Here is a 22549-nt window from a genome sequence, read left to right as displayed (position 1 = left end):
GCTTGCTCCCGCTGGGCTGCGAAGCAGCCCCAATATGGCACTTGCGGTTGCTGCGCAACCGAGCGGGAGCAAGCTCCCTCGCCACAAAAGCTCGCGGTTGCTGTGCAATCAGTGCGTACGAGCCACCGCAAACTCACTCAACTCCACCAGCGCATCGCGGTATTCGCTGGCCGGCAGGGCGTCGAGGCATTTGATTGCGCGGGCGACGTAGTCACGGGCCAGTTTTGCGGTGTAGTCCAGCGAACCGGACGCCTCAACTGCTTCGCGAATGCTTTCCAGGTCTTCGATCCCGCCTTTCTGGATCGCCTTGCGTACCAGCGCCGCCTGTTCTGGCGTGCCTTCGCGCATGGTGTAGATCAGTGGCAGGGTTGGCTTGCCTTCGGCCAGGTCGTCGCCGACGTTCTTGCCCAGGGTTTCAGCGTCGCCCTTATAGTCCAGCAAGTCGTCCACCAATTGGAACGCCACGCCCAGGTGATCGCCAAAGGTGCGCAGCGCTTCACGCTGCTCGGCGCTGGCGTCGGCCAGGGCGGCGGCGCTGTGGGTCGAGGCTTCGAAGAGCATCGCGGTCTTGCCGCGGATGACTTCCATGTAGGTTTCTTCGGTCGTGCTGGCATCGCGCACTTTGGACAGCTGCAGCACTTCGCCTTCGGCGATGATGCGCGTGGCCTGGGACAGGATCTTCATCACCGGCATCGAGCCGAGTTCGACCATCATTTCGAACGAGCGCGAATAGAGGAAGTCGCCCACCAGCACGCTCGGGGCATTGCCCCACATGGCGTTGGCGGTCGAACGGCCGCGGCGCATGCCGGACATGTCGACCACGTCGTCGTGCAGCAGGGTTGCGGTGTGCAGGAACTCGATGGTGGCGGCCAGCAGGCGCATGTCGTCGCCTTCACGACCCAGGGCCTTGCCGCACAACAGCACCAATAGAGGACGCAGGCGCTTGCCACCGGCTGAAGTGATGTAATCGCCGATTTTCGATACCAGAGGCACTCGGGAAGTCAGCTGCTTCTTGATGATGCCGTCGACGGCGCTAAAATCGTCCGCCACCGCGCGGTAGAAAGCTTGGGGTTGCATCAGCGACAGGTGCTCCAGAAGGGTTGCGCGGCATGCTAGGACCCACACCCAGACCTGTCAAGGCGCATGCTTGTACGGCGCGGACGGCTACTTGCAAGGCTCGATCAGCTTGCGTACAATCGCGCACCCTGAACTTCCTGGGCAGCACCTGCCTTACGCAATTGCATCCGGGCCTTCCAGCCCATGCAGCCATGCCAGCCAATACCTCTTCTTATAAAGCGCTGGGTGAGCAGGATTATCGGAGAAATACCATGTCGTACGCAGTAATTGTTACTGGTGGCAAGCAATACAAGGTCGCCCCAGGTGAATACCTGAAGATCGAAAAACTGGAAATCGCTACCGGCGAATCCGTGACTTTTGATCGCGTTCTGTTGGTCGCCAACGGCGATGACGTGAATATCGGCGCTCCAGTCGTTGCTGGCGCTACCGTTGTGGCTGAAGTGATCTCCCAAGGTCGTCACGATAAAGTCCGCATCATCAAGTTCCGTCGTCGTAAGCACCACATGAAGCGTATGGGCCACCGCCAGTGGTACACCGAGATCAAAATCACCGGTATTCAGGCTTAATTTCAGCCTAATTCCTCACTAGGAGAATTGAACTCATGGCACACAAAAAAGCTGGTGGTAGTACCCGTAACGGTCGCGACTCAGAAGCCAAACGCCTTGGCGTGAAGATGTATGGCGGCCAGAAGATCATTCCGGGCAACATCATCGTGCGTCAGCGCGGCACCCAATTCCACGCCGGTTACGGTGTTGGCATGGGTAAGGATCACACCCTCTTCGCTAAAATCGAAGGCGTGATCAAGTTCGAAGTAAAGGGCGCGTTCAACCGCCGTTACGTGAGTGTTGTCGCGGCTTAATCGCGAGAATGCTGGAAAAGCCCTGTCTTGCGACGGGGCTTTTTCGTTTGTGGGGTGAGTCTCTTGCAAAACTGTCTGTATGGGCTGTCGGCGCTGCAATTGGGGCGTTTCATCAGGTCGCTGCGTTCATTTTTGCAAGAGTCTTATGTCTTGTTTTTTTGGCTCGTCCGTATGGCGAGAGGCGTGTGTCATGAAGTTTGTTGATGAAGTATCGATTCGAGTAAAGGCTGGCGACGGCGGCAATGGTTGCATGAGTTTCCGTCGGGAAAAATTCATTGAAAACGGTGGCCCGAACGGTGGTGATGGGGGTGACGGCGGCTCGATCTACATGCTTGCCGACGAAAACCTCAACACCCTGGTGGACTACCGTTACACCCGGCACTTCGATGCCGAGCGTGGCTCCAACGGCGGCAGCACCGACTGCACCGGCAAAAAAGGCGAAGACCTGGTCCTGCGCGTGCCGGTCGGCACCACGGTGATCGACTCCGCCACCCAGGAAGTCATTGGCGATCTGACCAAGGCTGGCCAGCGTCTGCTGGTCGCCCATGGCGGCTGGCACGGCTTGGGTAACACCCGTTTCAAATCCAGTACCAACCGCGCGCCGCGCCAGACCACGCCAGGCAAGCCCGGCGAGCAGCGTGACCTGAAGTTGGAAATGAAAGTGCTGGCTGACGTGGGCCTGCTGGGTCTGCCGAATGCTGGCAAGAGCACCTTCATTCGCTCCGTCTCGGCAGCCAAGCCGAAAGTGGCTGATTACCCGTTCACCACCCTGGTGCCGAACCTGGGCGTGGTCAGCGTCGACCGTTGGAAGAGCTTCGTGGTCGCGGACATTCCGGGGCTGATCGAGGGCGCTTCCGATGGTGCCGGCTTGGGGATTCGCTTCCTCAAGCATTTGTCCCGTACGCGCCTGTTGCTGCACCTCGTGGACATGGCGCCGCTCGATGACACCAGTGCCGCCGATGCCGCCGAAGTCATCGTCAGCGAGCTGACCAAGTTCAGCCCGGCCCTGGCCGAGCGTGATCGCTGGCTGGTGCTGAACAAATGCGACCAGATCCTCGAAGAAGAGCACGAAGAGCGGGTCAAGGAAATTGTCGATCGCCTTGAGTGGGAAGGTCCGGTCCACGTGATCTCGGCCATTGCCAAAGAAGGCACCGAGCGCCTGTGCCACGACATCATGCGCTACCTGGAAGATCGCGCCGATCGCCTGGCCAATGACCCGGCCTACCGGGAAGAGCTGGCCGAGCTCGATCAACGTATCGAAGACGAGGCCCGTGCCCAGCTTCAGGCGTTGGATGATCAGCGTGCCCTGCGTCGCAGTGGCGTGAAGTCGGTCCATGACATCGGTGACGACGATTGGGACGAGGAAGACGTGGATGATGAAGACGGTCCGGAAATCATCTACGTTCGCGACTGATCAATCCTGATCATTTGGAACTGAAACTGTGGGGCGAGCCTGCTCGCGAAAGCGGCGTGTCAGCCGGCATCAATGTTGCTGATCCGACGCCATCGCGAGCAGGCTCGCTCCCACAGGGATTTCCAAGTGGCTGGCATAGGGACAGGTTCAAGTGTTTCGGTGCGGTGTTATCATCGCAGCCAGCCGGTTTCCAAGGCGCCGCTCATTCGAGCGGCGTTTTGGTTTCTGTAAAACGCAAATACGAATAATCCCATGGACGTCGCTGGGTCGCGCCGTTCGCTGGCAAAGGTTGAAGATGATGCGGAGCAAGGTGACGGGGGCGCGGCGCTGGGTCGTGAAGATCGGCAGCGCACTGCTGACGGCGGATGGCAAGGGTCTGGATCGCCAGGCGATGGCGGTATGGGTCGAGCAGATGGTGGCCTTGCATGAGGCCGGCGTCGAGCTGGTGTTGGTCTCTTCAGGGGCTGTGGCAGCCGGTATGAGCCGTTTGGGCTGGACGTCGCGACCCAGCGCGATGCACGAGCTGCAGGCCGCCGCTGCCATCGGCCAGATGGGGCTGGTGCAGGCCTGGGAGTCGAGCTTTGCCGAACATGGCCGCCATACGGCGCAGATCCTGCTGACCCACGACGACCTGTCCGATCGCAAGCGCTACCTCAACGCCCGCAGTACCTTGCGGGCGCTGGTGGAGCTGAAAGTCATCCCGGTGATCAACGAGAACGACACCGTGGTCACCGACGAAATCCGTTTCGGCGATAACGACACTCTGGCCGCGCTGGTGGCGAACCTGGTGGAGGCCGATCTGCTGGTGATTCTTACGGATCGCGACGGTATGTTCGACGCTGATCCGCGCAACAACCCCAATGCCCAGTTGATCTACGAAGCCCGTGCCGATGATCCGGCGCTGGATGCAGTGGCGGGCGGTACTGGTGGTGCGCTGGGTCGTGGCGGCATGCAGACCAAGCTGCGTGCCGCGCGTCTGGCGGCGCGTTCCGGGGCGCACACGGTCATTGTTGGTGGTCGGTTGGAGCGGGTGCTGGATCGCCTGAAAACCGGCGAGCGCATCGGTACTTTGCTGTCCCCTGAGCGCGGCATGCTGGCTGCGCGCAAGCAATGGCTGGCCGGGCACCTGCAAACCCGTGGCACGCTGGTGCTGGACGCAGGCGCCGTGTCGGCCCTGTCCCAAGGCAACAAAAGCCTGCTGCCGGTGGGTGTGAAGCTGGTCCAAGGCAGTTTCCGTCGCGGCGAAATGGTCGTGTGCGTGGCGCCGGATGGGCGCGAGATTGCCCGTGGCCTGGCTAACTACAGCGCATTGGAAGCGCAGAAAATCATCGGTCAATCGTCTGATGCGATTGTCGGTTTGTTGGGTTACATGGCTGAGCCTGAACTGGTTCACCGTGACAACCTGATCCTCGTCTAAGGAAAAATCATGGGTTTGGCAAAAGGATTGGTCGGCTTGCTGCTGGCAGTACCGCTGCTGGCGTCGGCCGAGGAAATTGGCCAGGTGTCGACGGTGTTCAAGTTTGTCGGGCCGAACGACCGGATCGTGGTCGAGGCATTCGATGATCCCAAGGTCGAGGGCGTGACCTGTTACCTGTCTCGGGCCAAGACTGGCGGCGTGAAGGGCGGTCTGGGCCTGGCCGAGGATCGCGCCGAGGCGTCCATCGCCTGCCGCCAAGTGGGGCCCATCAACTTCAAGGGTGAGCTCAAGGATGGCGAGGAAGTGTTCAAGGAGCGTACTTCCCTGGTGTTCAAGACCATGCAGGTGGTGCGTTTTCTCGACAAGAAGCGCAATACACTGGTGTACCTGGTCTACAGCGACCGTGTGATCGAGGGCAGCCCGCAGAACGCGGTGACGGCGATTCCGATCTTGCCGTGGGCCCGCGCTCAATAATCAGCATATAGCCCTGTGGGAGCGAGCTTGCTCGCGATGGCGGTGCGTCAGTAACGAAGATTTGTCTGATGCTCCGCCATCGCGAGCAAGCTCGCTCCCACATTTTTTGCGGCGTGCCTGTTAAATCCCAGGCAATAAAAAACCGACCCTGAGGTCGGTTTTTTAATGAACGCGTCGCTTAGGCAGCAGCGGCAACGTTCAGGGCCTTTACGTGGCCATTCAGGCGGCTCTTATGGCGAGCAGCCTTGTTCTTGTGGATGATGCCTTTATCGGCCATGCGGTCGATAACTGGCACAGCCAGAACGTAAGCAGCTTGGGCTTTTTCAGCGTCTTTTGCGTCGATGGCCTTAACTACGTTCTTGATGTAGGTACGGACCATGGAACGCAGGCTGGCGTTGTGGCTGCGACGCTTCTCAGCCTGTTTTGCACGTTTTTTGGCGGAAGGTGTGTTGGCCACCGTCGAGCTCCTCGAAAGACTTTTTAGGAAATAGCAAACAAAATAGGCCGCGAATCATGCCGATGAGTTGATGTGTTGTCAAGGGCGGGTGACGCGTTCCGCTGAATGGCAGGTGCAGCGCACCGAAGGATTTCTTTCCGGCGTGCGACCTGTAAACTCGCGGGCTTTGGCTCTGTGCTGTTTAGCGGCGCGGAGTATCGCATAAGTGGGCGCGTTGTTCGCCTGCTGTTTATCGACAGGCAAAAACTCTTTTCATGAATCTGCTCAAATCGTTGGCTGCCGTCAGCTCTATCACGATGCTTTCCCGTGTCCTGGGCTTCGTTCGCGACACGCTGATCGCGCGGATATTCGGCGCCGGAATGGCCACCGATGCCTTCTTCATTGCCTTCAAGTTGCCCAACCTGCTGCGGCGGATCTTCGCCGAGGGGGCGTTTTCCCAGGCCTTTGTGCCGATCCTGGCGGAATATAAAAGCCAGAAGGGCGACGAGGCGACCCGCACGTTCATTGCCTACGTCACCGGTTTGTTGACCTTGGTGCTGGCGCTGGTCACGGCCGCCGGCATGCTCGCCGCCCCGTGGGTGATCTGGGCCACGGCACCGGGCTTCACCGACACCCCGGAAAAATTCCAGCTCACCGCTGATCTGCTGCGGGTGACCTTTCCTTATATATTGCTGATTTCCCTGTCATCCCTGGCCGGGGCGATCCTCAATACCTGGAACCGTTTTTCCGTGCCGGCCTTTGTGCCGACCCTGCTCAACGTCAGCATGATCGTATTTGCGGTGTTCCTGACGCCGTACTTCGATCCCCCGGTAATGGCCCTTGGCTGGGCGGTGCTGGTGGGCGGCTTGGCCCAGTTGCTGTATCAACTGCCGCACCTGAAGAAGATCGGCATGCTGGTACTGCCGCGGCTGAACCTGCGTGACAGTGGCGTGTGGCGGGTGATGAAACAGATGCTGCCGGCGATCCTCGGTGTCTCGGTGAGCCAGATCTCCCTGATCATCAACACCATTTTCGCCTCGTTCCTGGTGGCCGGTTCGGTGTCTTGGATGTACTACGCCGACCGTCTGATGGAATTGCCGTCCGGCGTATTGGGCGTGGCCCTGGGCACGATTCTTTTGCCAACCCTGGCCAAGACCTACGCCAGCCAGGACCGCCAGGAATACTCGCGCATTCTCGACTGGGGCCTGCGCTTGTGCTTTGTATTGGTGTTGCCCTGTTCCCTGGCGCTGGGGATCCTGGCCGAGCCGCTGACCGTTTCTTTGTTTCAATACGGTCAATTCAGCGCGTTTGACGCCTCGATGACCCAGCGAGCGCTGGTCGCTTACTCGGTGGGCTTGCTCGGGATCATCGTGATCAAGGTGCTGGCGCCGGGCTTCTACGCCCAGCAGAACATCCGCACGCCGGTGAAGATCGCCATTTTCACCCTGGTGATGACCCAGTTGTTCAACCTGTTGCTGATCGGTCCGCTGGCCCACGCCGGCCTGGCCCTGGCAATCAGTGCCGGCGCCTGCCTGAATGCCGGTTTGCTGTTTTACCAACTGCGCAAACAGAAGATGTATCAGCCGCAACCGGGCTGGGGCAAGTTTGGCCTCAAGCTGCTGGTAGCCGTGGCCGTGATGTCGGCGGTTTTGCTGGGAGCGATGCATTTCATGCCGCCCTGGGGCGACGGGCAGATGCTCGAGCGTTTCCTGCGCCTGGGCGTGCTCGTCATTGCTGGCGTGGTGGCGTATTTCGGCATGTTGCTGCTGATGGGATTCCGCCTGCGCGACTTCAACCGCAAGGCCTTGAGTTGAGGGGCTGGCCCTCGATAATCCAAGGCTGGACGGCGGTTTTGTCGGTTCGATCACTTTGGGGTGCGGTGTTGCCTGTCGTCGGCCGCCGTGTGTGGTTATAATCGGCCACTTTATGAGCAAGAAGCGCGTTATGCAGCTGGTTCGAGGCCTCCACAACCTGCGCCCCCAACATCGGGGCTGTGTCGCCACTATTGGCAACTTTGACGGTGTTCACCGTGGCCACCAGGCTATCCTGGCGCGACTGCGCGAGCGTGCGCTGGAATTGGGCGTGCCCAGCTGCGTGGTGATCTTCGAACCGCAGCCCCGGGAGTTTTTCGCCCCGGACACCGCCCCGGCCCGCTTGGCCCGGCTGCGGGACAAACTGCAATTGCTGGCCGCCGAAGGCGTCGACCGGGTCCTGTGCCTGGCCTTCAATCAGCGCTTGAGCAAGCTCAGCGCTGCCGAGTTCGTCGACACGATCCTGGTGGACGGTCTCGGCGTGAAGCATCTGGAAGTCGGCGATGATTTCCGTTTCGGCTGTGACCGGTCGGGGGATTTCGATTACCTGCAACAGGCCGGTATCGCCCAGGGCTTCACCGTCGAAGCGGCACAGACGGTCGAGATCGATGGCTTGCGCGTCAGCAGCACCCAGGTTCGCAATGCCCTGTCGGCGGCCGACTTCGAATTGGCCGAGCGCTTGCTCGGCCGGCCGTACCGGATTGCCGGGCGGATCCTGCACGGGCAGAAGCTGGCGCGCCAATTGGGCACGCCGACGGCCAACGTGCAACTCAAGCGTCGTCGTGTGCCACTGACCGGGGTGTTCCTGGTGAGTGTCGAGATCGATGGCAAGACCTGGCCCGGTGTCGCCAATATCGGCGTACGACCCACGGTCCAGGGAGATGGCAAGGCCCACCTCGAAGTACATGTTCTGGATTTTGCCGGCGATCTGTATGACCGGCGTTTGACGGTGGTTTTCCACCAAAAGCTGCGTGAAGAGCAGCGTTTTGCCTCTCTGGAGGCGCTCAAGACGGCGATCCATGCAGATATCGCCGCCGCCCGTGCCCTTGTCGCAACCAGCGCCAATCGCTAATGAAGAGCCTTAAATGACCGACTATAAAGCCACGCTAAACCTTCCGGACACCGCCTTCCCAATGAAGGCCGGCCTGCCTCAGCGCGAACCACAGATTCTGCAGCGTTGGGACAGCATTGGCCTGTACGGAAAGTTGCGCGAAATTGGCAAGGATCGTCCGAAGTTCGTCCTGCACGACGGCCCTCCGTACGCCAACGGCACCATTCACATCGGTCACGCGCTTAACAAGATTCTCAAGGACATGATCATCCGCTCCAAGACCCTGTCGGGTTTTGACGCGCCTTATATCCCGGGCTGGGACTGCCACGGCCTGCCGATCGAGCACAAGGTCGAAGTGACCCACGGCAAGAACCTGGGCGCGGACAAGACCCGCGAGCTGTGCCGTGCCTACGCCACTGAACAGATCGAAGGGCAGAAGTCCGAATTCATCCGCCTCGGCGTGCTGGGCGACTTCGCCAACCCGTACAAGACCATGGACTTCAAGAACGAAGCCGGCGAAATCCGTGCCCTGGCGAAAATCGTCGAGGGCGGCTTCGTGTTCAAGGGGCTCAAGCCGGTGAACTGGTGCTTCGATTGCGGTTCGGCCCTGGCCGAGGCGGAAGTCGAGTACGAGAACAAGAAGTCCTCGACCATCGACGTCGCGTTCCCGATTGCCGATGAAGACAAGCTCGCCGCCGCTTTCGGCTTGGGCCAGTTGGGCAAACCGGCCTCGATCGTGATCTGGACCACCACCCCGTGGACCATCCCGGCCAACCAGGCGTTGAACGTCCACCCGGAATTCAACTACGCCCTGGTCGACGTCGGCGACAAACTTCTGGTGCTGGCCGAAGAACTGGTCGAATCCTGCCTGGCGCGCTACAACCTCGAAGGCTCGGTGCTGGCCACCGCGCCGGGTTCGGCGCTGGAGCTGATCAATTTCCGTCACCCGTTCTATGACCGTCTGTCGCCGGTGTACCTGGCCGACTACGTGGAACTGGGCGCGGGCACCGGCGTGGTTCACTCCGCACCGGCCTATGGCGTCGACGACTTTGTAACCTGCAAGAAATACGGGATGGTCAACGACGACATCCTCAACCCGGTGCAGAGCAATGGCGTGTACGTGCCGTCGCTGGAATTCTTTGGCGGCCAGTTCATCTGGAAAGCCAACCCGGCCATCGTCGACAAGCTGACCGAAGTCGGCGCGCTGCTGCACACCACCGTCATCGAACACAGCTACATGCACTGCTGGCGTCACAAGACCCCGCTGATCTACCGCGCCACCGCGCAGTGGTTCATCGGCATGGACAAGCAGCCCACCACTGGCGACACCCTGCGCCAGCGTTCGCTCAAGGCCATCGAAGAAACCCAGTTCGTGCCGGCCTGGGGCCAGGCGCGCCTGCACTCGATGATCGCCAACCGTCCGGACTGGTGCATCTCCCGCCAGCGCAACTGGGGCGTGCCGATCCCGTTCTTCCTGAACAAGGAAAGCGGCGAGCTGCACCCGCGCACCGTTGAGCTGATGGAAGCCGTGGCCAAGCGCGTCGAAGTCGAAGGCATCGAAGCCTGGTTCAAGATGGACGCCGCCGAGCTGCTGGGCGACGAAGCGCCGCTGTACGACAAGATCAGCGATACCCTGGACGTCTGGTTCGACTCCGGCACCACTCATTGGCACGTGCTGCGCGGTTCGCACCCGATGGGCCACGAGACCGGGCCGCGTGCCGACCTGTACCTGGAAGGTTCGGACCAGCACCGTGGCTGGTTCCACTCGTCGTTGCTGACCGGTTGCGCCATCGACAACCACGCGCCGTACCGCGAGCTGCTGACCCACGGCTTCACCGTCGATGAGTCTGGCCGCAAGATGTCCAAGTCCCTGGGCAACGTGATCGCGCCGCAAAAGGTCAACGACACCCTGGGCGCTGACATCATGCGTCTGTGGGTGGCGTCCACCGACTATTCCGGCGAGATGGCCGTGTCCGAGCAGATCCTGCAGCGCAGCGCGGACGCCTACCGGCGGATCCGTAACACCGCGCGCTTCCTGCTCTCGAACCTGACTGGCTTCAACCCGGCCATCGACCTGCTGCCGGCCGAGGAAATGCTCGCCCTGGACCGTTGGGCCGTGGACCGTACCCTGCTGCTGCAACGCGAGTTGCAGGAGCACTACGGCGAATATCGCTTCTGGAACGTCTACTCCAAGATCCACAACTTCTGCGTGCAGGAGCTGGGTGGTTTCTACCTCGACATCATCAAGGACCGCCAGTACACCACCGGCGCCAACAGCAAGGCCCGTCGTTCGTGCCAGACCGCGCTGTTCCACATCAGCGAGGCGTTGGTGCGCTGGATCGCGCCGATCCTGGCGTTCACCGCCGATGAGCTGTGGCAATACCTGCCGGGCGAGCGCAACGAATCGGTGATGCTCAACACCTGGTACGAAGGCCTGACCGAATTGCCCCAGGGCTTTGAGCTGGACCGTGCCTATTGGGACCGGATCATGGCGGTCAAGACCGCGGTCAACAAGGAAATGGAGATCCAGCGCGCGGCCAAGGCCGTCGGTGGCAACCTGCAGGCCGAAGTGACCCTCTACGCTGAAGAAGCCCTGAGCGGCGACCTGGCCAAGCTGGGCAACGAGCTGCGCTTCGTGCTGATCACCTCCACTGCCAGTGTCGCCCCGTTGGTGCAAGCGCCGGCCGATGCGGTGGTCACCGAAGTCAGCGGCTTGAAGCTCAAGATCGTCAAGTCGAGCCACACCAAGTGCGCCCGTTGCTGGCACTGCCGCGAAGACGTCGGCGTGAACCCGGAGCATCCGGAAATCTGCGGGCGTTGTGTCGACAACATCAGCGGCACCGGCGAGGTTCGCCACTATGCCTAATGTGGCGCCTAACGCAACGGGCCGTTTCGGACGGCTGAGCTGGCTCTGGTTGAGCGTGCTGGTCCTGGTCATTGACCAGGCCAGCAAGTTCTACTTCGAAGGCTCGTTGACCATGTACCAGCAGATCGTGGTCATCCCTGACTACTTCAGCTGGACCCTGGCCTATAACACGGGGGCAGCGTTCAGTTTCCTGGCCGACAGTTCGGGCTGGCAGCGCTGGCTGTTCGCCCTGATCGCCATCGTGGTCAGCGGCGTGCTGGTGGTCTGGCTCAAACGCCTGGGCCGTGACGAAACCTGGCTCGCCGTGGCACTGGCGCTGGTGCTCGGCGGCGCGTTGGGCAACCTGTACGACCGGATTGCCCTCGGCCACGTGATCGACTTCATCCTGGTGCATTGGCAGAACCGCTGGTATTTCCCGGCGTTCAACTTTGCCGACAGCGCTATCACCGTGGGCGCTGTGATGCTCGCCCTGGACATGTTCAAGAGCAAGAAAACCGGAGAAGCCGTCCATGACTGAGCAGCGTATCGCTCAAAACACTGAAGTGAAGCTTCACTTCGCCCTGCACCTGGAAAACGGCGACACCGTCGACAGCACCTTCGACAAGGCCCCGGCCGTGTTCAAGGTCGGCGACGGCAACCTGCTGCCAGGTTTCGAAGCGGCGATCTTCGGTTTCAAGGCCGGCGACAAACGCACCGTGGTGGTTCCACCGGAAAACGCCTTTGGTCAGCCCAACCCGCAAAACGTGCAGACCATGCCACGCTCCCAGTTCCAGGACATGGAGTTGTCCCTGGGCCTGTTGGTGATCTTCAACGACGCCGCCAACACCGAGCTGCCGGGTGTGGTAAAGGCGTTCGACGACGCCCAGGTGACCGTGGACTTCAACCATCCGCTGGCGGGCAAGACCTTGAACTTCGAAGTGGAAATCATCGAAGTGAAGGCGGTTTAAGGTTTAACGGGCAGTTCCTGCTGCCACCCGATTCACTGTGGGAGCGAGCTTGCTCGCGATGACGGAGTCACTTTCAATACAGGGTGACTGACCCACCGCCATCGCGAGCAAGCTCGCTCCCACACTGGATTGCACTGATTCAATTTCTTGCGCGCAAGACACGAGGCACAGCATGCAAATCAAACTCGCCAACCCCCGTGGCTTCTGCGCCGGTGTGGACCGGGCGATCGAAATCGTCAACCGCGCCCTGGAAGTCTTCGGGCCGCCGATCTACGTGCGCCACGAAGTGGTCCACAACAAATTCGTCGTCGAAGACCTGCGTAGCCGCGGGGCGATTTTCGTCGAGGAACTGGACCAGGTGCCGGACGACGTCATCGTGATCTTCAGTGCCCACGGAGTTTCCCAGGCGGTGCGGACCGAAGCCGCCGGCCGTGGCCTGAAGGTGTTCGATGCGACTTGTCCACTGGTGACCAAGGTGCATATCGAAGTTGCGCGCTACAGCCGTGACGGTCGCGAATGCATCCTGATCGGCCACGAGGGCCACCCGGAAGTCGAAGGCACCATGGGCCAGTACGACGCCAGCAATGGCGGTGCAATCTACCTGGTCGAAGACGAGGATGACGTCGCGGCCTTGCAGGTGCGTAACCCCGAGAGCCTGGCGTTTGTCACCCAGACCACCCTGTCCATGGACGACACCAGCCGTGTGATCGACGCCCTGCGCACTCGCTTTCCGGCCATCGGCGGCCCGCGCAAGGACGACATCTGCTACGCCACCCAGAACCGTCAGGACGCGGTCAAGCAACTGGCGAACGAGTGTGACGTGGTGCTGGTGGTCGGCAGTCCGAACAGTTCCAACTCCAACCGCTTGCGTGAACTGGCGGAGCGCATGTCCACACCGGCCTACCTGATCGACGGTGCCGAGGACATGCAACGTAGCTGGTTCGACGGCGTCGAGCGTATCGGCATTACCGCTGGTGCTTCCGCGCCAGAAGTATTGGTACGTGGCGTGATCCAGCAATTGCAGGCCTGGGGCGCAACCGGTGCCGATGAGTTGGCCGGTCGCGAGGAGAACATTACTTTCTCCATGCCCAAGGAACTACGCGTTCGCTCCCTGCTTTAAGCCTTTTTCGCACAGCGCCTGCTCGGCTTCGACGCTTTCCAGGTGGACGCGGCCGGAGGGCGCCAATATCACTTGATGGTGGCTGACCGGCCCGTGTTTGGCGCAGACATGCAGCCTGCCTGCCTGGAATGCGCCGCCGGGGTGCAACGCTTCCCCTTTACTGCCGAACCTCACCCGGCGTCTCATCGGCTGGTTGCCGAACACCCGAGCGTTTGCCCTGCGCTCCATCAGCACGGTCTTCTCCTTGTCGTCCAGGGTCATTCGCCAGCCCCGGCCCCAATCGTTGTCTATGCCCCTGAGCACGATTGTCCGGCTGCGCGTGATGGCTTCGCTGCGCGCGCTGCGCAATCCGCTGATCAGCAACTGCGCGGTGTCCTCGCGTTCGATGGATTCGATCAGCTCTTTGTAGCCAGCGCTGGCCAAGGGCAGAACAATTGCCGCAATCGCCAGTCCCATGAGCAGTTCAATGAGGCTGAAGCCCTGTTGGTGCATGACATCTCCTCCCTGGAGAATGTGAAGTGGTGCGATAGTGCAAGGCACTCGGTGTGGCAGGAAGCAAGTTGTGGCGAGGGAGCTTGCTCCCGCTGGGCTGCGCAGCAACCCCAAAATAGCGGCCGCTACGCGCCCGAGCGGGAGCAAGCTCCCTCGCCACAGGCGGTGGTATGTTCTAGCGTGTAAAAGCAGGTATAGCCGACGGCAACGGAGGGCACCGATGGATCTTCGTACAAAAGGTTTCACGCTGATTGAGGTGTTGGTGGCCCTTGGCGTGCTGCTGATCCTGATCACCATGGCGGTGCCGGCGTTTACCGGATCGATGCAAAGCACCAAGGCCGATACCGAGATCGGCGATCTGCGCCGGGCGCTGAACTTCGCCCGGATGGAAGCGATCGACCGTGGTGTCACCACTCGGATTCGCCCCATGGCCGAGGGCGGGGCCTGGAGCAGCGCACTGGCGGTGTACGACAGCACCGGCTCGTCGCCCAATGTATTGCGGGTTGTTCCAGCGATGGGCAGCGGCGCCACTCTGACGCTAACCTTGGATGTGACCAACATTGATTTCAACAATCTGGGCGGGTTGTCGTCCCCGTCCACGCCGGTGAGTTTCAATTATGTAAGGGGGGCGCAGAGCAGGACGCTGAATGTTTGCCTCAATGGAAGAATCGTCTTGGGCGGTGGTTGCGGATGAAGGATTGCAGTAAAAAAGCACAGGAAGGCATGACGCTGATCGAGGTGCTGGTGGCGGTGCTGATCCTCGGCGTGGGCATGCTGGGGGCAGCGATGATCCAGCTCAATGCCCTCAAATACACCGACAGCTCGCGCATGACCAGCCAGGCCAGTTTCATCGCCTATGACATGCTGGACCGCATCCGCGCCAACTCCGGCGCCGACTACACCATCACTCCCCCCAATTCGCCTAACCTCAACGTCGCCCGCGACCAGGACCTCTACGATTTCAAGACCAACATCGTTGCCTTCGGCGGCGCCACGGCCACCGGTACCGTTGCGCTGAACCAGCGGGTCTACACCATTACCATTTCCTGGGACGACACCCGGGCCGCCAACACGACCGACGCGGCCGAGGCGCGCCGCAGCTTTGTACTCACCAGCCGGGTTGCCGTCGATCCGGTGGGGACGCCGCCATGAACAAGCAGTGCCGGGGATTCGGCCTGATTGAATTGATGATCGCACTGGTGCTCAGCCTGATCGTCGTGCTGGGCGTCGTGCAGATTTTCATTGCCGCCAAAAACACCTACGTCAGCCAGGGCGCCGCGGCGGTGATGCAGGAGGATGCCCGCTTTGCCTTGAGCAAAATGATTCAGGAGATTCGCATGGTGGGCATGTTCGGTTGCCTGGAGACCATTACCGATGCGTCCACGGCGGGGGATTTCAATGCCAGCCAGATCACCCCGATCCGCTGGGACAACGCCAACCTGAAACTGACCCTGGTGACAGCGGATGTGGGCAACAGCGGCGGGACGCCCACCTGGACAGTGGTTTCCGATTGTCGTACCTCGGCCACCGCCTACAGCGCCGTGCGGTTGCCAGCGGCCGGGCAGATGGCGTTCCCGATAAGGCGACAGATCTACAGCTTCAGCAATAACCAGTTGCTGATGGGGGTTCAGACCGCTGGCGGTCCTGCCAACCCGACCATGGCGGTGCTGGTGGATAACGTCCGAACCTTCAATGTGACGTTCGGCGTGGCCAGCAGCGCGACGGAAGTCGCGGCGTCGAGCTACAGCAGCAACCCGACAGACCCGGCACTGATTCGCAGCGTGCGCCTGACCCTGACGCTCTTCGATCCGAAGAACGCCGTGCGTGAGCAGACCTTCAACGTGGTTGCCGCTTTGCGCAACCGGCTCTTGTGAGGGGCGCTTGATGAATACGACCTCCATCAAACACAGCCAGCGCGGCATGGCCTTGCTGGTCAGCCTGGTTTTCCTGCTGCTGCTGACGCTCATCGGCCTGTCGTCGATGCAGAGCGCCACGCTCCAGGAAAAGATGACCAGTAGCGTCATGCTGCGCAACCAGTCTTTCCAGATCGCTGAGGCGGCGCTCAGGATGGGCGAGAGTGCGGTGCAGGTCGAGACCTATGCGCTGGCGGTCTGTACCTCGACGACGCAATGCGCCCCTCCGGCCGAGTCGGCGACCCTCTCGGTAGCCGGGCGCAATTCATCTTCGGGAGTGACCTGGGTCGCCGCCGCCGGCGGGTTTTATGGCGTGCAAAACATCGGTACCACGCTCGCGGCGGTCAATGTGCCCAGCAATACGTCGGCGACGCTGTACAGGATCACGGCGGTGGCTGTGGTGGGGAATAACCAGCGCAGCGTAGTGGAGAGCATTTATGCGAAGTACTGAGGTGCGCCGCGACTGGATGCAAGCGCTGTGGGGCGCGCTGCTCAGCCTTTACCTGGCTGCCCCGGCCTATGGGTTCACGCCTTCGGATTCGCCGCTGTTGAGTGCCGGCGCCGTTACGCCGAACGTGATGCTGCTGATCGATGACTCGGGGAGTATGAATAATATTATCTGGGCGGCGGGGTTTGATCCGACGGTGGCCCGGCCAGCTATTTCCACATGTGAGGCCAGCAATAACTGCAACAGCATTGCTCCGCTGGATATGGATGATGGCAATGTTCTGCTGGCGAGCCTGTCCCGTGGCGGCTGCTCGAGCGCGGGCAACTGGTACGGCTTTTACCGAAGCAATATTGGACGGGTCTGTTTGAGGCTGCCTGACCCGGTGGGTAACGGCGATACCCGATACACGGCCAAGTACTTGTCTTACCTGGTGACGTTGGCCAACGGTTCGAGCCGGGACTTCACCACCGGCACGATTCCCACCGACTATCGAATCAACGTGGCACGGGATGTCTCCAACGACTTGGTCGCCGCTAACCGTGCCTTGCGCATTGGCCTCGCCACCTTCAACCCGCCCAACAGCAACAACTCCGGTCCCGGAGGCTACATCGCCCGCGCGGTCAGCGACCTTTCACCGGTTAGCGGCAGCGTGACCCAGACCCAGGCCAACACTAACTACAACGCCCTGATCAACGCTATCAACGCCTTGGGCGCCGTCGCGAATACGCCACTAGCCGAGAGCTATTACGAAGTGACCCGCTACTTCAGGGGCATGGCGCCGTACTACAACGGTACGCCGAGCACCTACACCAGCCCGATCCAGTACCGCTGCCAGAAGAACTTCGGCGTGGTGATCACCGACGGGTTACCCACCTTTGACCGAACGTTTCCCAGCAACGACCCACAGGGCTTGGCCCGATTGCCAAATTGGGATGGCATCAACAACGATGGTGCCAGTCTCAATGGTGATGGCGAGGGCGACACGCTGTACCTGGACGACATCGCCAAGTTCGCCTTCGACATCGACATGCGGTCCACCGGCACCGACGCCACCGGCCAGAGCTGGAACGCCACGGATTTTCCCCGGCAGTACCTCAATACCTACACCGTGGGTTTTACCGCCACCAACCAGATGTTGTCCGATGCCGCCCGCTATGGCGCGGGCAAGTATTACCAAGCGACCGACAGCGAAGGCCTGAACTCGGCCCTGTCATCGGCCCTGAGTGACATCACCTCCAAAGCCGGGTCCGGTGGCGCTGGCACGACCAATGCCGCCACGTTGTCCAGCACCTCCAGTTACTACCAGACCACTTATGACCCCAAGGACTGGCGCGGGACCATCCGGGCGTTCGGCTTCACCGCGGCCGGCACGGTCAACAGGGCAGCGGTGCAGTGGACCACCGACACGGCCATCGTGCCCAGCGCCACGGCACCGATTTATCAGTCGTGGAATACCGCGACCAACGTGCCTGTCACCCTGGCCTACGCTAACTTTTCACCGGCCCAGCAAACCAGCCTCAGCCAGAGCCTGCCCACGGGAATTACCGGCAACGATCTGGTGCAATGGAGCAAGGGCGTCAATAAAACCGGCCTCAAAGTACGTAGCGCGTTGCTGGGGGACATCATCAATTCGCCGCTGGTACTGGCATCGCCCAACGAGCAGACCGCTGCGGACTTGCTGAACGACACCAGCTACAGCACCTACCTGGCGACCAAGGCGACGAACATGGATACCAGCCTGGTGGTGAACGCCAACGACGGCTTTTTCAGTGTCATCAACAGCGCCAACGGCACGCGGCGTTACGCCTACATGCCGTCGAACGTGCTGCCCTCGTTGCAGGACATTGCCGATACCAACTACATCAATGGTGTGAGCCACAAGTTTTTGGTGGATGGCCAGATCGGCGTATTCGATACGCAGTCGGGAAGCGCCTGGAAGACGCTGGCCCTGGGCGGCACGGGTGCCGGAGGCAAGACGTTCTTCGCGGTCCAACTGTTCGATGCGGCGGCGGGCAATGCGTTGCGGGCGTTGTGGGAAATCAGCGCACCGGCCGTTGCCAACGCGGCCAACGCCTTCAATGATTTGGGCTACGCCTACGCCCGCCCCGAAGTCGCCCGCCTGGCGGATGGACGCTGGGCGGCATTTATCTCCAATGGCTATGGCAGCAACAGCGGCGTGGCGGCGTTGTACGTGGTGGATATCCGCGACGGTTCGTTGATCAGGAAAATCGTCATCAACAGCAGTGAGACCAATAACGGCCTGTCGTCGGTCAAGCTACGGGTCAATTCCCAGAACGTGGTGCAGGCTGCGTATGGGGGCGACTTGAGAGGGCGGATGTGGAAATTCGACCTCAGTGGCACCTCTCCGACCGCTTGGGGCGTGGCGTTTTCCGGGCAACCATTGTTCACCGCGCCCGGTGGCGCGACCCAGCCGATCACCGTTCAACCGTTGCTGGCCGACAACCCCCAGGGCGGCACCCAGGTGTTTTTCGGCACCGGCAAGTTCAACGAGGCGACGGACAAACTCAACAAGGACCTGCAAGGGTTCTACTCGATCTGGGACGCCATCGGCGGGGCGGGGCAAATCACGGTGTCGAGCCTGCAGGCCCAGTCCATCACCGGGGTGTTTTCAGGCAGCACGGGGCAGTTCGTGACCACCAGCCAGACCGACGTGACCTATCCTGCGAAGAAAGGCTGGTACCTGCCCCTGGTGTACAACAATGTGCTGACTGGGGAGCGGGTGATCAACCCGGCCAACCTGGTGCTCGGGCGCGTGGTCTTTACCACGGCCGCCGTGGACACCACCGACCTGTGCGCCAGCTTCGGTACTGGCAAACTGATCGAAGTGGATGCGTTCAACGGTAAGATGCTCAACTACGCGGTGCTCGACACCAACGGTGACGGCACGCTCAATAGCCTCGACACGATTTCCAGCGGGGTGGTCTTCACGGGCGGTATCCCGACTTTAAGCGCGGTCGTCAGCACCAGCGGGGCCACCAACATGATCGTCAACGACTCCAGCGGCAACATCACCGAACTGTTGGGAAAAACCGTGGGCGGCAGCCGTCGTATCATGTGGCGACAAATTCAGTGAGAGGTAAGGTATGCGCAGATCCAACCGAGGTTTCACCTTGATCGAGATCATGATCGTGATTGCGATCATCGGTATCGTGATCACCGTTGGCTATCCGAGCCTGACCGAATACATGAAGAAGGGTCGACGCACCGAAATCGCCGGGTTGTTATCGGAGCAGGCGCAGATTCTCGAACGCCACTATTCAAAGAACAACGTCTATACCAATGCGACCGGATTAAGCGGCGGTAACGATTTCTACACCATCAACCAGGCGCTGACGGACCAGAGTTTCATCCTGACCGCCGTGCGCAAGAGTGGCTCGTCCATGGCGACGGACAAATGCGGTGACTTCAAGATCACCAATACCGGCGCACGAACCGTGGAAAACACCGCCGCCGGGGTGACCACCAAGGATTGCTGGGGGCGCTGAGTTTCTTTTATTCGGGGCGCTGTCTTGCGCCCTCTGTCTTATGAGTCGAATCAGAACATGACCAGGCAACAGCAAGTGGTGATTGTCGGCGGTGGGGTCATCGGCCTGCTGACGGCGTTCAATCTGGCGTCCGAAGGGCAGCGTGTGGTGCTGTTGGACCGGTCCAGTGTCGGCCAGGAATCGTCCTGGGCCGGTGGCGGTATCGTTTCGCCGTTGTACCCGTGGCGCTATAGCCCGGCGGTCACCGCGCTGGCCCATTGGTCGCAGGATTTTTATCCACAGTTGGGCCAGCGTTTGTTTGCGGCCACGGGGATCGATCCGCAAGTGCATGTCACTGGCCTGTATTGGTTGGACCTGGATGATCAGAATGAGGCGCTGGCCTGGGCCGAGCGGCAAGGGCGCCCGCTGCGGGCTGTGGATATCTCTGCTGTTCATGATGCTGTGCCGGTTCTGGGGGCGGGTTTTTCCCGGGCGATCTACATGGCGGATGTGGCCAACGTGCGCAATCCCCGGTTGGTGAAGTCTCTCAGGGCCGCGTTGTTGGCGCTGCCCAACGTCACGGTTCATGAGCACTGCGAAGTCAGTGGGTTCATTCGCGAGGGTGAGCGTGTTGTCGGGGTGGACAGCTCGGCGGGGCCTATGCGTGGCGATCAGGTGGTTTTGGCGGCTGGCGCCTGGAGTGGCGAGTTGCTCAAGACGCTGGGGCTGAGGCTGCCGGTCGAGCCGGTCAAGGGCCAGATGATTTTGTATAAGTGTGCGTCGAATTTTTTATCGAGCATGGTGTTGGCCAAGGGGCGTTATGCGATTCCTCGTCGCGATGGTCATATTCTGGTGGGCAGTACGCTGGAGCGGGAGGGTTTTGACAAGACGCCGACTGATGTTGCCCTGGAGAGTCTGAAGGCTTCGGCGCAGCAGTTGATTCCGGCGTTGGCGGGGGCTGAGGTGGTTGGGCATTGGGCTGGGCTGCGGCCTGGGTCTCCGGAGGGCATTCCCTATATTGGCGAAGTGCCGGGGTTTGCGGGGCTGTGGTTGAATTGTGGGCATTATCGCAATGGGTTGGTGCTGGCGCCGGCGTCGTGTCGGTTGTTTACGGATCTGATGTTGGGGCGGGAGGCGGTGATTGATCCTGCGCCTTATGCGTTGGCGGGGCGGTTGTAGGTTTGGGGCTTTTTATTGAGTACATATCCGTTGCTGCGGTAACGGCGGCTTAGGGTTCCGCCCTGACGGCGGGTCACTTTCGAAAATCCGGAAGCCGGCCCAGGCGAAAGTAACCAAAGCGCTTTTGCCCCACCACTCGGTGCCTCGCTAGGGCTCGGCATGCCCGAACGTAGGCATTGCTCCGTGGGCCGCCGCGAAGGGCCCTCCATGGCCCAGCGCGGCTAACCCGGCATCCATGCCGGGTTGCCCTCTGCGCAATACCTACGTTCGGCCAGCGTGGTTAATGGGGCGCCCGAGATCAACGTCCATTGCGAGGCGGCCTTATAGCCGACCTGGCTTAGGGTGAACGCGTTCCTCCTGTGGGAGCGAGCCCGCTCGCGAAGGCGGCCTGACAGCTGACCTGGCTCTGGCGACTGTACTTCGATCTAACTGTGTGGCTTGCCCGCGAAGACGGTGGCACATCCAACGCTGATGCAAGCTGATCCACCGCTATCGCGAGCAAGCTCGCTCCCACAGGGATTTGCAATGGCCGCAAATCTGTAGATCGTCACCGACCCAGTGTGGGAGCGAGTTCGCTCGCGATGACGACAGTAAATCCAATCTCTATCTAACTGAACCACCGCCTTCGCGAGCAGGCTCGCTCCCACAGGGGAAACGCGATCCCCATCAAGAACCAGGTCGGCTATCAGGCCGCCTCGCGGCGGACGTTGATCTCGGGCGCCCCATTAACCACGCTGGCCGAACGCAGGCATTGCGCAGTGGGCACCTCGGCATGGATGCCGAGGTAGCCGCGCTGGACCATGGATGGTCCTTCGCGGCGGGCCCACGGAGCAATGCCGGAGTGAGGGCATGCCGAGCCTAGGCGAGGCACCGAGTGGTGGGGCAGAAGCGCTTTGGTTACTTTCGCCTGGGCCGGCTTCCGGATCTTCGAAAGTGACCCGCCGTCAGGGCGGAACCCTAAGTAGCCGTTACCGCAGAAATGGATATACACCCCCCCGATGCCCTGACAGCCAAATCAGAATTTGTGGGAATGGTCGGACAACCTTCTAATTTAAGCAGACATTTCCGACGAGTTCTGGCGGTTGCCGGGTGGGAAGGGCTCTAGCTAACCTTCTCCCGTCGCTGCCAATTCAGCGGCCGGGCGTCGCGGCCCGAAAACTTGGTAATCCATTCCCCCTTTGGAGTACCGCTATGTGTAACAAACCTCCATCACCTTCAGAAACCAATAACGCTTCTCCCAACGCCAGCCTTAACCCCAAAAAGCTCGACGAAGCCGCCCAGCGCGCCCTCGACTATTACCTGGCTCCAACGCCTGAAGCCAAAAAGAAACCATCCTCAAACCAGCTATTCACCGTCGTGGAAGGCATAGACACCGAATGCCTCCTCGCCAACCTCAGCGAAACCTTGACCTCAGCCAATGCAACAATCAGCGACCTGGCCTTCGAACTCGACGGCTCGCGACGGCATGTTGCATTGGGAGTGCAACAGCTGATCGAGTTGAGTGAGTTACTGGCCAATCGTGTGCTGGACGAGCAGGTGCCGGTGACGAAGGGCTAGAAA

The 22549-nt window shown here is 60.8% G+C and carries 22 protein-coding genes; 19 read left to right on the top strand and 3 right to left on the bottom strand.

All coding sequences use genetic code 11. The features are described from left to right. Positions 1-108: 108 nt before the first annotated feature. Positions 109-1077, bottom strand: a complete 969-nt coding sequence (locus tag QNH97_RS24405; protein ID WP_283554265.1) for a polyprenyl synthetase family protein — start codon at positions 1075-1077, stop codon at positions 109-111. Between the two features lie 251 nt (positions 1078-1328). Between QNH97_RS24405 and rplU the strand changes: the two genes are divergently transcribed. From rplU to QNH97_RS24380, 5 genes are all read left to right on the top strand, one after another. Then, positions 1329-1643, top strand: a complete 315-nt coding sequence (gene rplU / locus QNH97_RS24400) for a 50S ribosomal protein L21 (protein WP_003176051.1) — start codon at positions 1329-1331, stop codon at positions 1641-1643. A 35-nt stretch (positions 1644-1678) separates the two neighbouring features. Beyond that, entirely contained in the window at positions 1679-1936 is a 258-nt protein-coding gene (gene rpmA / locus QNH97_RS24395; RefSeq protein WP_003176049.1) for a 50S ribosomal protein L27, read from the top strand. A gap of 190 nt (positions 1937-2126) precedes the next feature. Beyond that, on the top strand, positions 2127-3350 hold the full coding sequence (gene cgtA, locus QNH97_RS24390; protein WP_283554264.1) for an Obg family GTPase CgtA: 1224 nt from the start codon (positions 2127-2129) through the stop codon (positions 3348-3350). 298 nt (positions 3351-3648) lie between these two features. Beyond that, complete coding sequence (gene proB / locus QNH97_RS24385; RefSeq protein ID WP_283557545.1) at positions 3649-4767, top strand: glutamate 5-kinase; 1119 nt, start codon at positions 3649-3651, stop codon at positions 4765-4767. A gap of 9 nt (positions 4768-4776) precedes the next feature. After that, the gene (locus QNH97_RS24380) at positions 4777-5241 is read left to right on the top strand and encodes a CreA family protein (RefSeq protein WP_283554263.1); all 465 of its coding nucleotides are present in this window, start codon (positions 4777-4779) and stop codon (positions 5239-5241) included. Positions 5242-5419: 178 nt separating this feature from the next. On the opposite strand, the gene rpsT is transcribed toward QNH97_RS24380, so the two are convergent. After that, on the bottom strand, positions 5420-5698 hold the full coding sequence (gene rpsT, locus QNH97_RS24375) for a 30S ribosomal protein S20 (protein ID WP_003185593.1): 279 nt from the start codon (positions 5696-5698) through the stop codon (positions 5420-5422). Positions 5699-5952: 254 nt separating this feature from the next. Between rpsT and murJ the strand changes: the two genes are divergently transcribed. The 6 genes from murJ (at position 5953) to ispH (ending at position 13472) form a co-directional block, all read left to right on the top strand. Continuing rightward, positions 5953-7491 carry a murein biosynthesis integral membrane protein MurJ gene (gene murJ / locus QNH97_RS24370; protein ID WP_283554262.1) on the top strand — a complete coding sequence of 513 codons (1539 nt, stop codon included), beginning with the start codon at positions 5953-5955 and terminating at the stop codon, positions 7489-7491. Between the two features lie 130 nt (positions 7492-7621). Beyond that, positions 7622-8560, top strand: coding sequence for a bifunctional riboflavin kinase/FAD synthetase (gene ribF, locus QNH97_RS24365; RefSeq protein WP_283554261.1), 939 nt, complete (start codon positions 7622-7624; stop codon positions 8558-8560). A gap of 13 nt (positions 8561-8573) precedes the next feature. Then, positions 8574-11405, top strand: a complete 2832-nt coding sequence (gene ileS / locus QNH97_RS24360; protein ID WP_283554260.1) for an isoleucine--tRNA ligase — start codon at positions 8574-8576, stop codon at positions 11403-11405. After that, positions 11398-11922 carry a signal peptidase II gene (gene lspA / locus QNH97_RS24355; protein WP_283554259.1) on the top strand — a complete coding sequence of 175 codons (525 nt, stop codon included), beginning with the start codon at positions 11398-11400 and terminating at the stop codon, positions 11920-11922. The genes ileS and lspA overlap by 8 nt, the downstream gene beginning before the upstream one ends. Further along, on the top strand, positions 11915-12352 hold the full coding sequence (gene fkpB, locus QNH97_RS24350) for an FKBP-type peptidyl-prolyl cis-trans isomerase (protein WP_283554258.1): 438 nt from the start codon (positions 11915-11917) through the stop codon (positions 12350-12352). The genes lspA and fkpB overlap by 8 nt, the downstream gene beginning before the upstream one ends. 172 nt (positions 12353-12524) lie before the next feature. Then, positions 12525-13472, top strand: coding sequence for a 4-hydroxy-3-methylbut-2-enyl diphosphate reductase (ispH, locus tag QNH97_RS24345; RefSeq protein WP_283554257.1), 948 nt, complete (start codon positions 12525-12527; stop codon positions 13470-13472). Here the strand turns inward: ispH and QNH97_RS24340 are convergent. Next, the gene (locus QNH97_RS24340; protein WP_283554256.1) at positions 13449-13964 is read right to left on the bottom strand and encodes a GspH/FimT family pseudopilin; all 516 of its coding nucleotides are present in this window, start codon (positions 13962-13964) and stop codon (positions 13449-13451) included. The genes ispH and QNH97_RS24340 overlap by 24 nt on opposite strands. 220 nt (positions 13965-14184) lie before the next feature. Between QNH97_RS24340 and QNH97_RS24335 the strand changes: the two genes are divergently transcribed. The 8 genes from QNH97_RS24335 to QNH97_RS24300 all read left to right on the top strand — a co-directional run bounded on the left by QNH97_RS24335 (position 14185) and on the right by QNH97_RS24300 (position 22546). Next, positions 14185-14658, top strand: a complete 474-nt coding sequence (locus QNH97_RS24335; RefSeq protein ID WP_283554255.1) for a GspH/FimT family pseudopilin — start codon at positions 14185-14187, stop codon at positions 14656-14658. Next, entirely contained in the window at positions 14655-15116 is a 462-nt protein-coding gene (gene pilV / locus QNH97_RS24330) for a type IV pilus modification protein PilV (protein WP_283554254.1), read from the top strand. The genes QNH97_RS24335 and pilV overlap by 4 nt, the downstream gene beginning before the upstream one ends. Continuing rightward, positions 15113-15838 carry a PilW family protein gene (locus QNH97_RS24325; protein ID WP_283554253.1) on the top strand — a complete coding sequence of 242 codons (726 nt, stop codon included), beginning with the start codon at positions 15113-15115 and terminating at the stop codon, positions 15836-15838. The genes pilV and QNH97_RS24325 overlap by 4 nt, the downstream gene beginning before the upstream one ends. Before the next feature lie 10 nt (positions 15839-15848). Then, positions 15849-16328 (top strand): pilus assembly PilX family protein, encoded by a 480-nt coding sequence (locus QNH97_RS24320; protein ID WP_283554252.1) that lies wholly within the window; start codon positions 15849-15851, stop codon positions 16326-16328. Beyond that, the gene (locus QNH97_RS24315) at positions 16315-19419 is read left to right on the top strand and encodes a pilus assembly protein (RefSeq protein ID WP_283554251.1); all 3105 of its coding nucleotides are present in this window, start codon (positions 16315-16317) and stop codon (positions 19417-19419) included. The genes QNH97_RS24320 and QNH97_RS24315 overlap by 14 nt, the downstream gene beginning before the upstream one ends. 10 nt (positions 19420-19429) lie before the next feature. Then, positions 19430-19831: a type IV pilin protein gene (locus QNH97_RS24310; protein WP_283554250.1), complete on the top strand. Its 402-nt coding sequence runs from the start codon at positions 19430-19432 to the stop codon at positions 19829-19831. Positions 19832-19888: 57 nt separating this feature from the next. Next, a complete protein-coding gene (gene thiO / locus QNH97_RS24305) occupies positions 19889-20989 on the top strand; it encodes a glycine oxidase ThiO (RefSeq protein ID WP_283554249.1) in 1101 nt (366 codons plus the stop codon). Positions 20990-22180: 1191 nt separating this feature from the next. Further along, a complete protein-coding gene (locus tag QNH97_RS24300; protein WP_283554248.1) occupies positions 22181-22546 on the top strand; it encodes a DUF6124 family protein in 366 nt (121 codons plus the stop codon). The last annotated feature ends 3 nt before the right edge of the window (positions 22547-22549 follow it).

This window comes from Pseudomonas sp. G2-4 (assembly GCF_030064125.1).
Lineage (GTDB): Bacteria > Pseudomonadota > Gammaproteobacteria > Pseudomonadales > Pseudomonadaceae > Aquipseudomonas.
The sequence above is the reverse complement of the archived record's forward strand: the minus strand, read 5'-3'. Positions and strand labels throughout refer to the sequence as shown.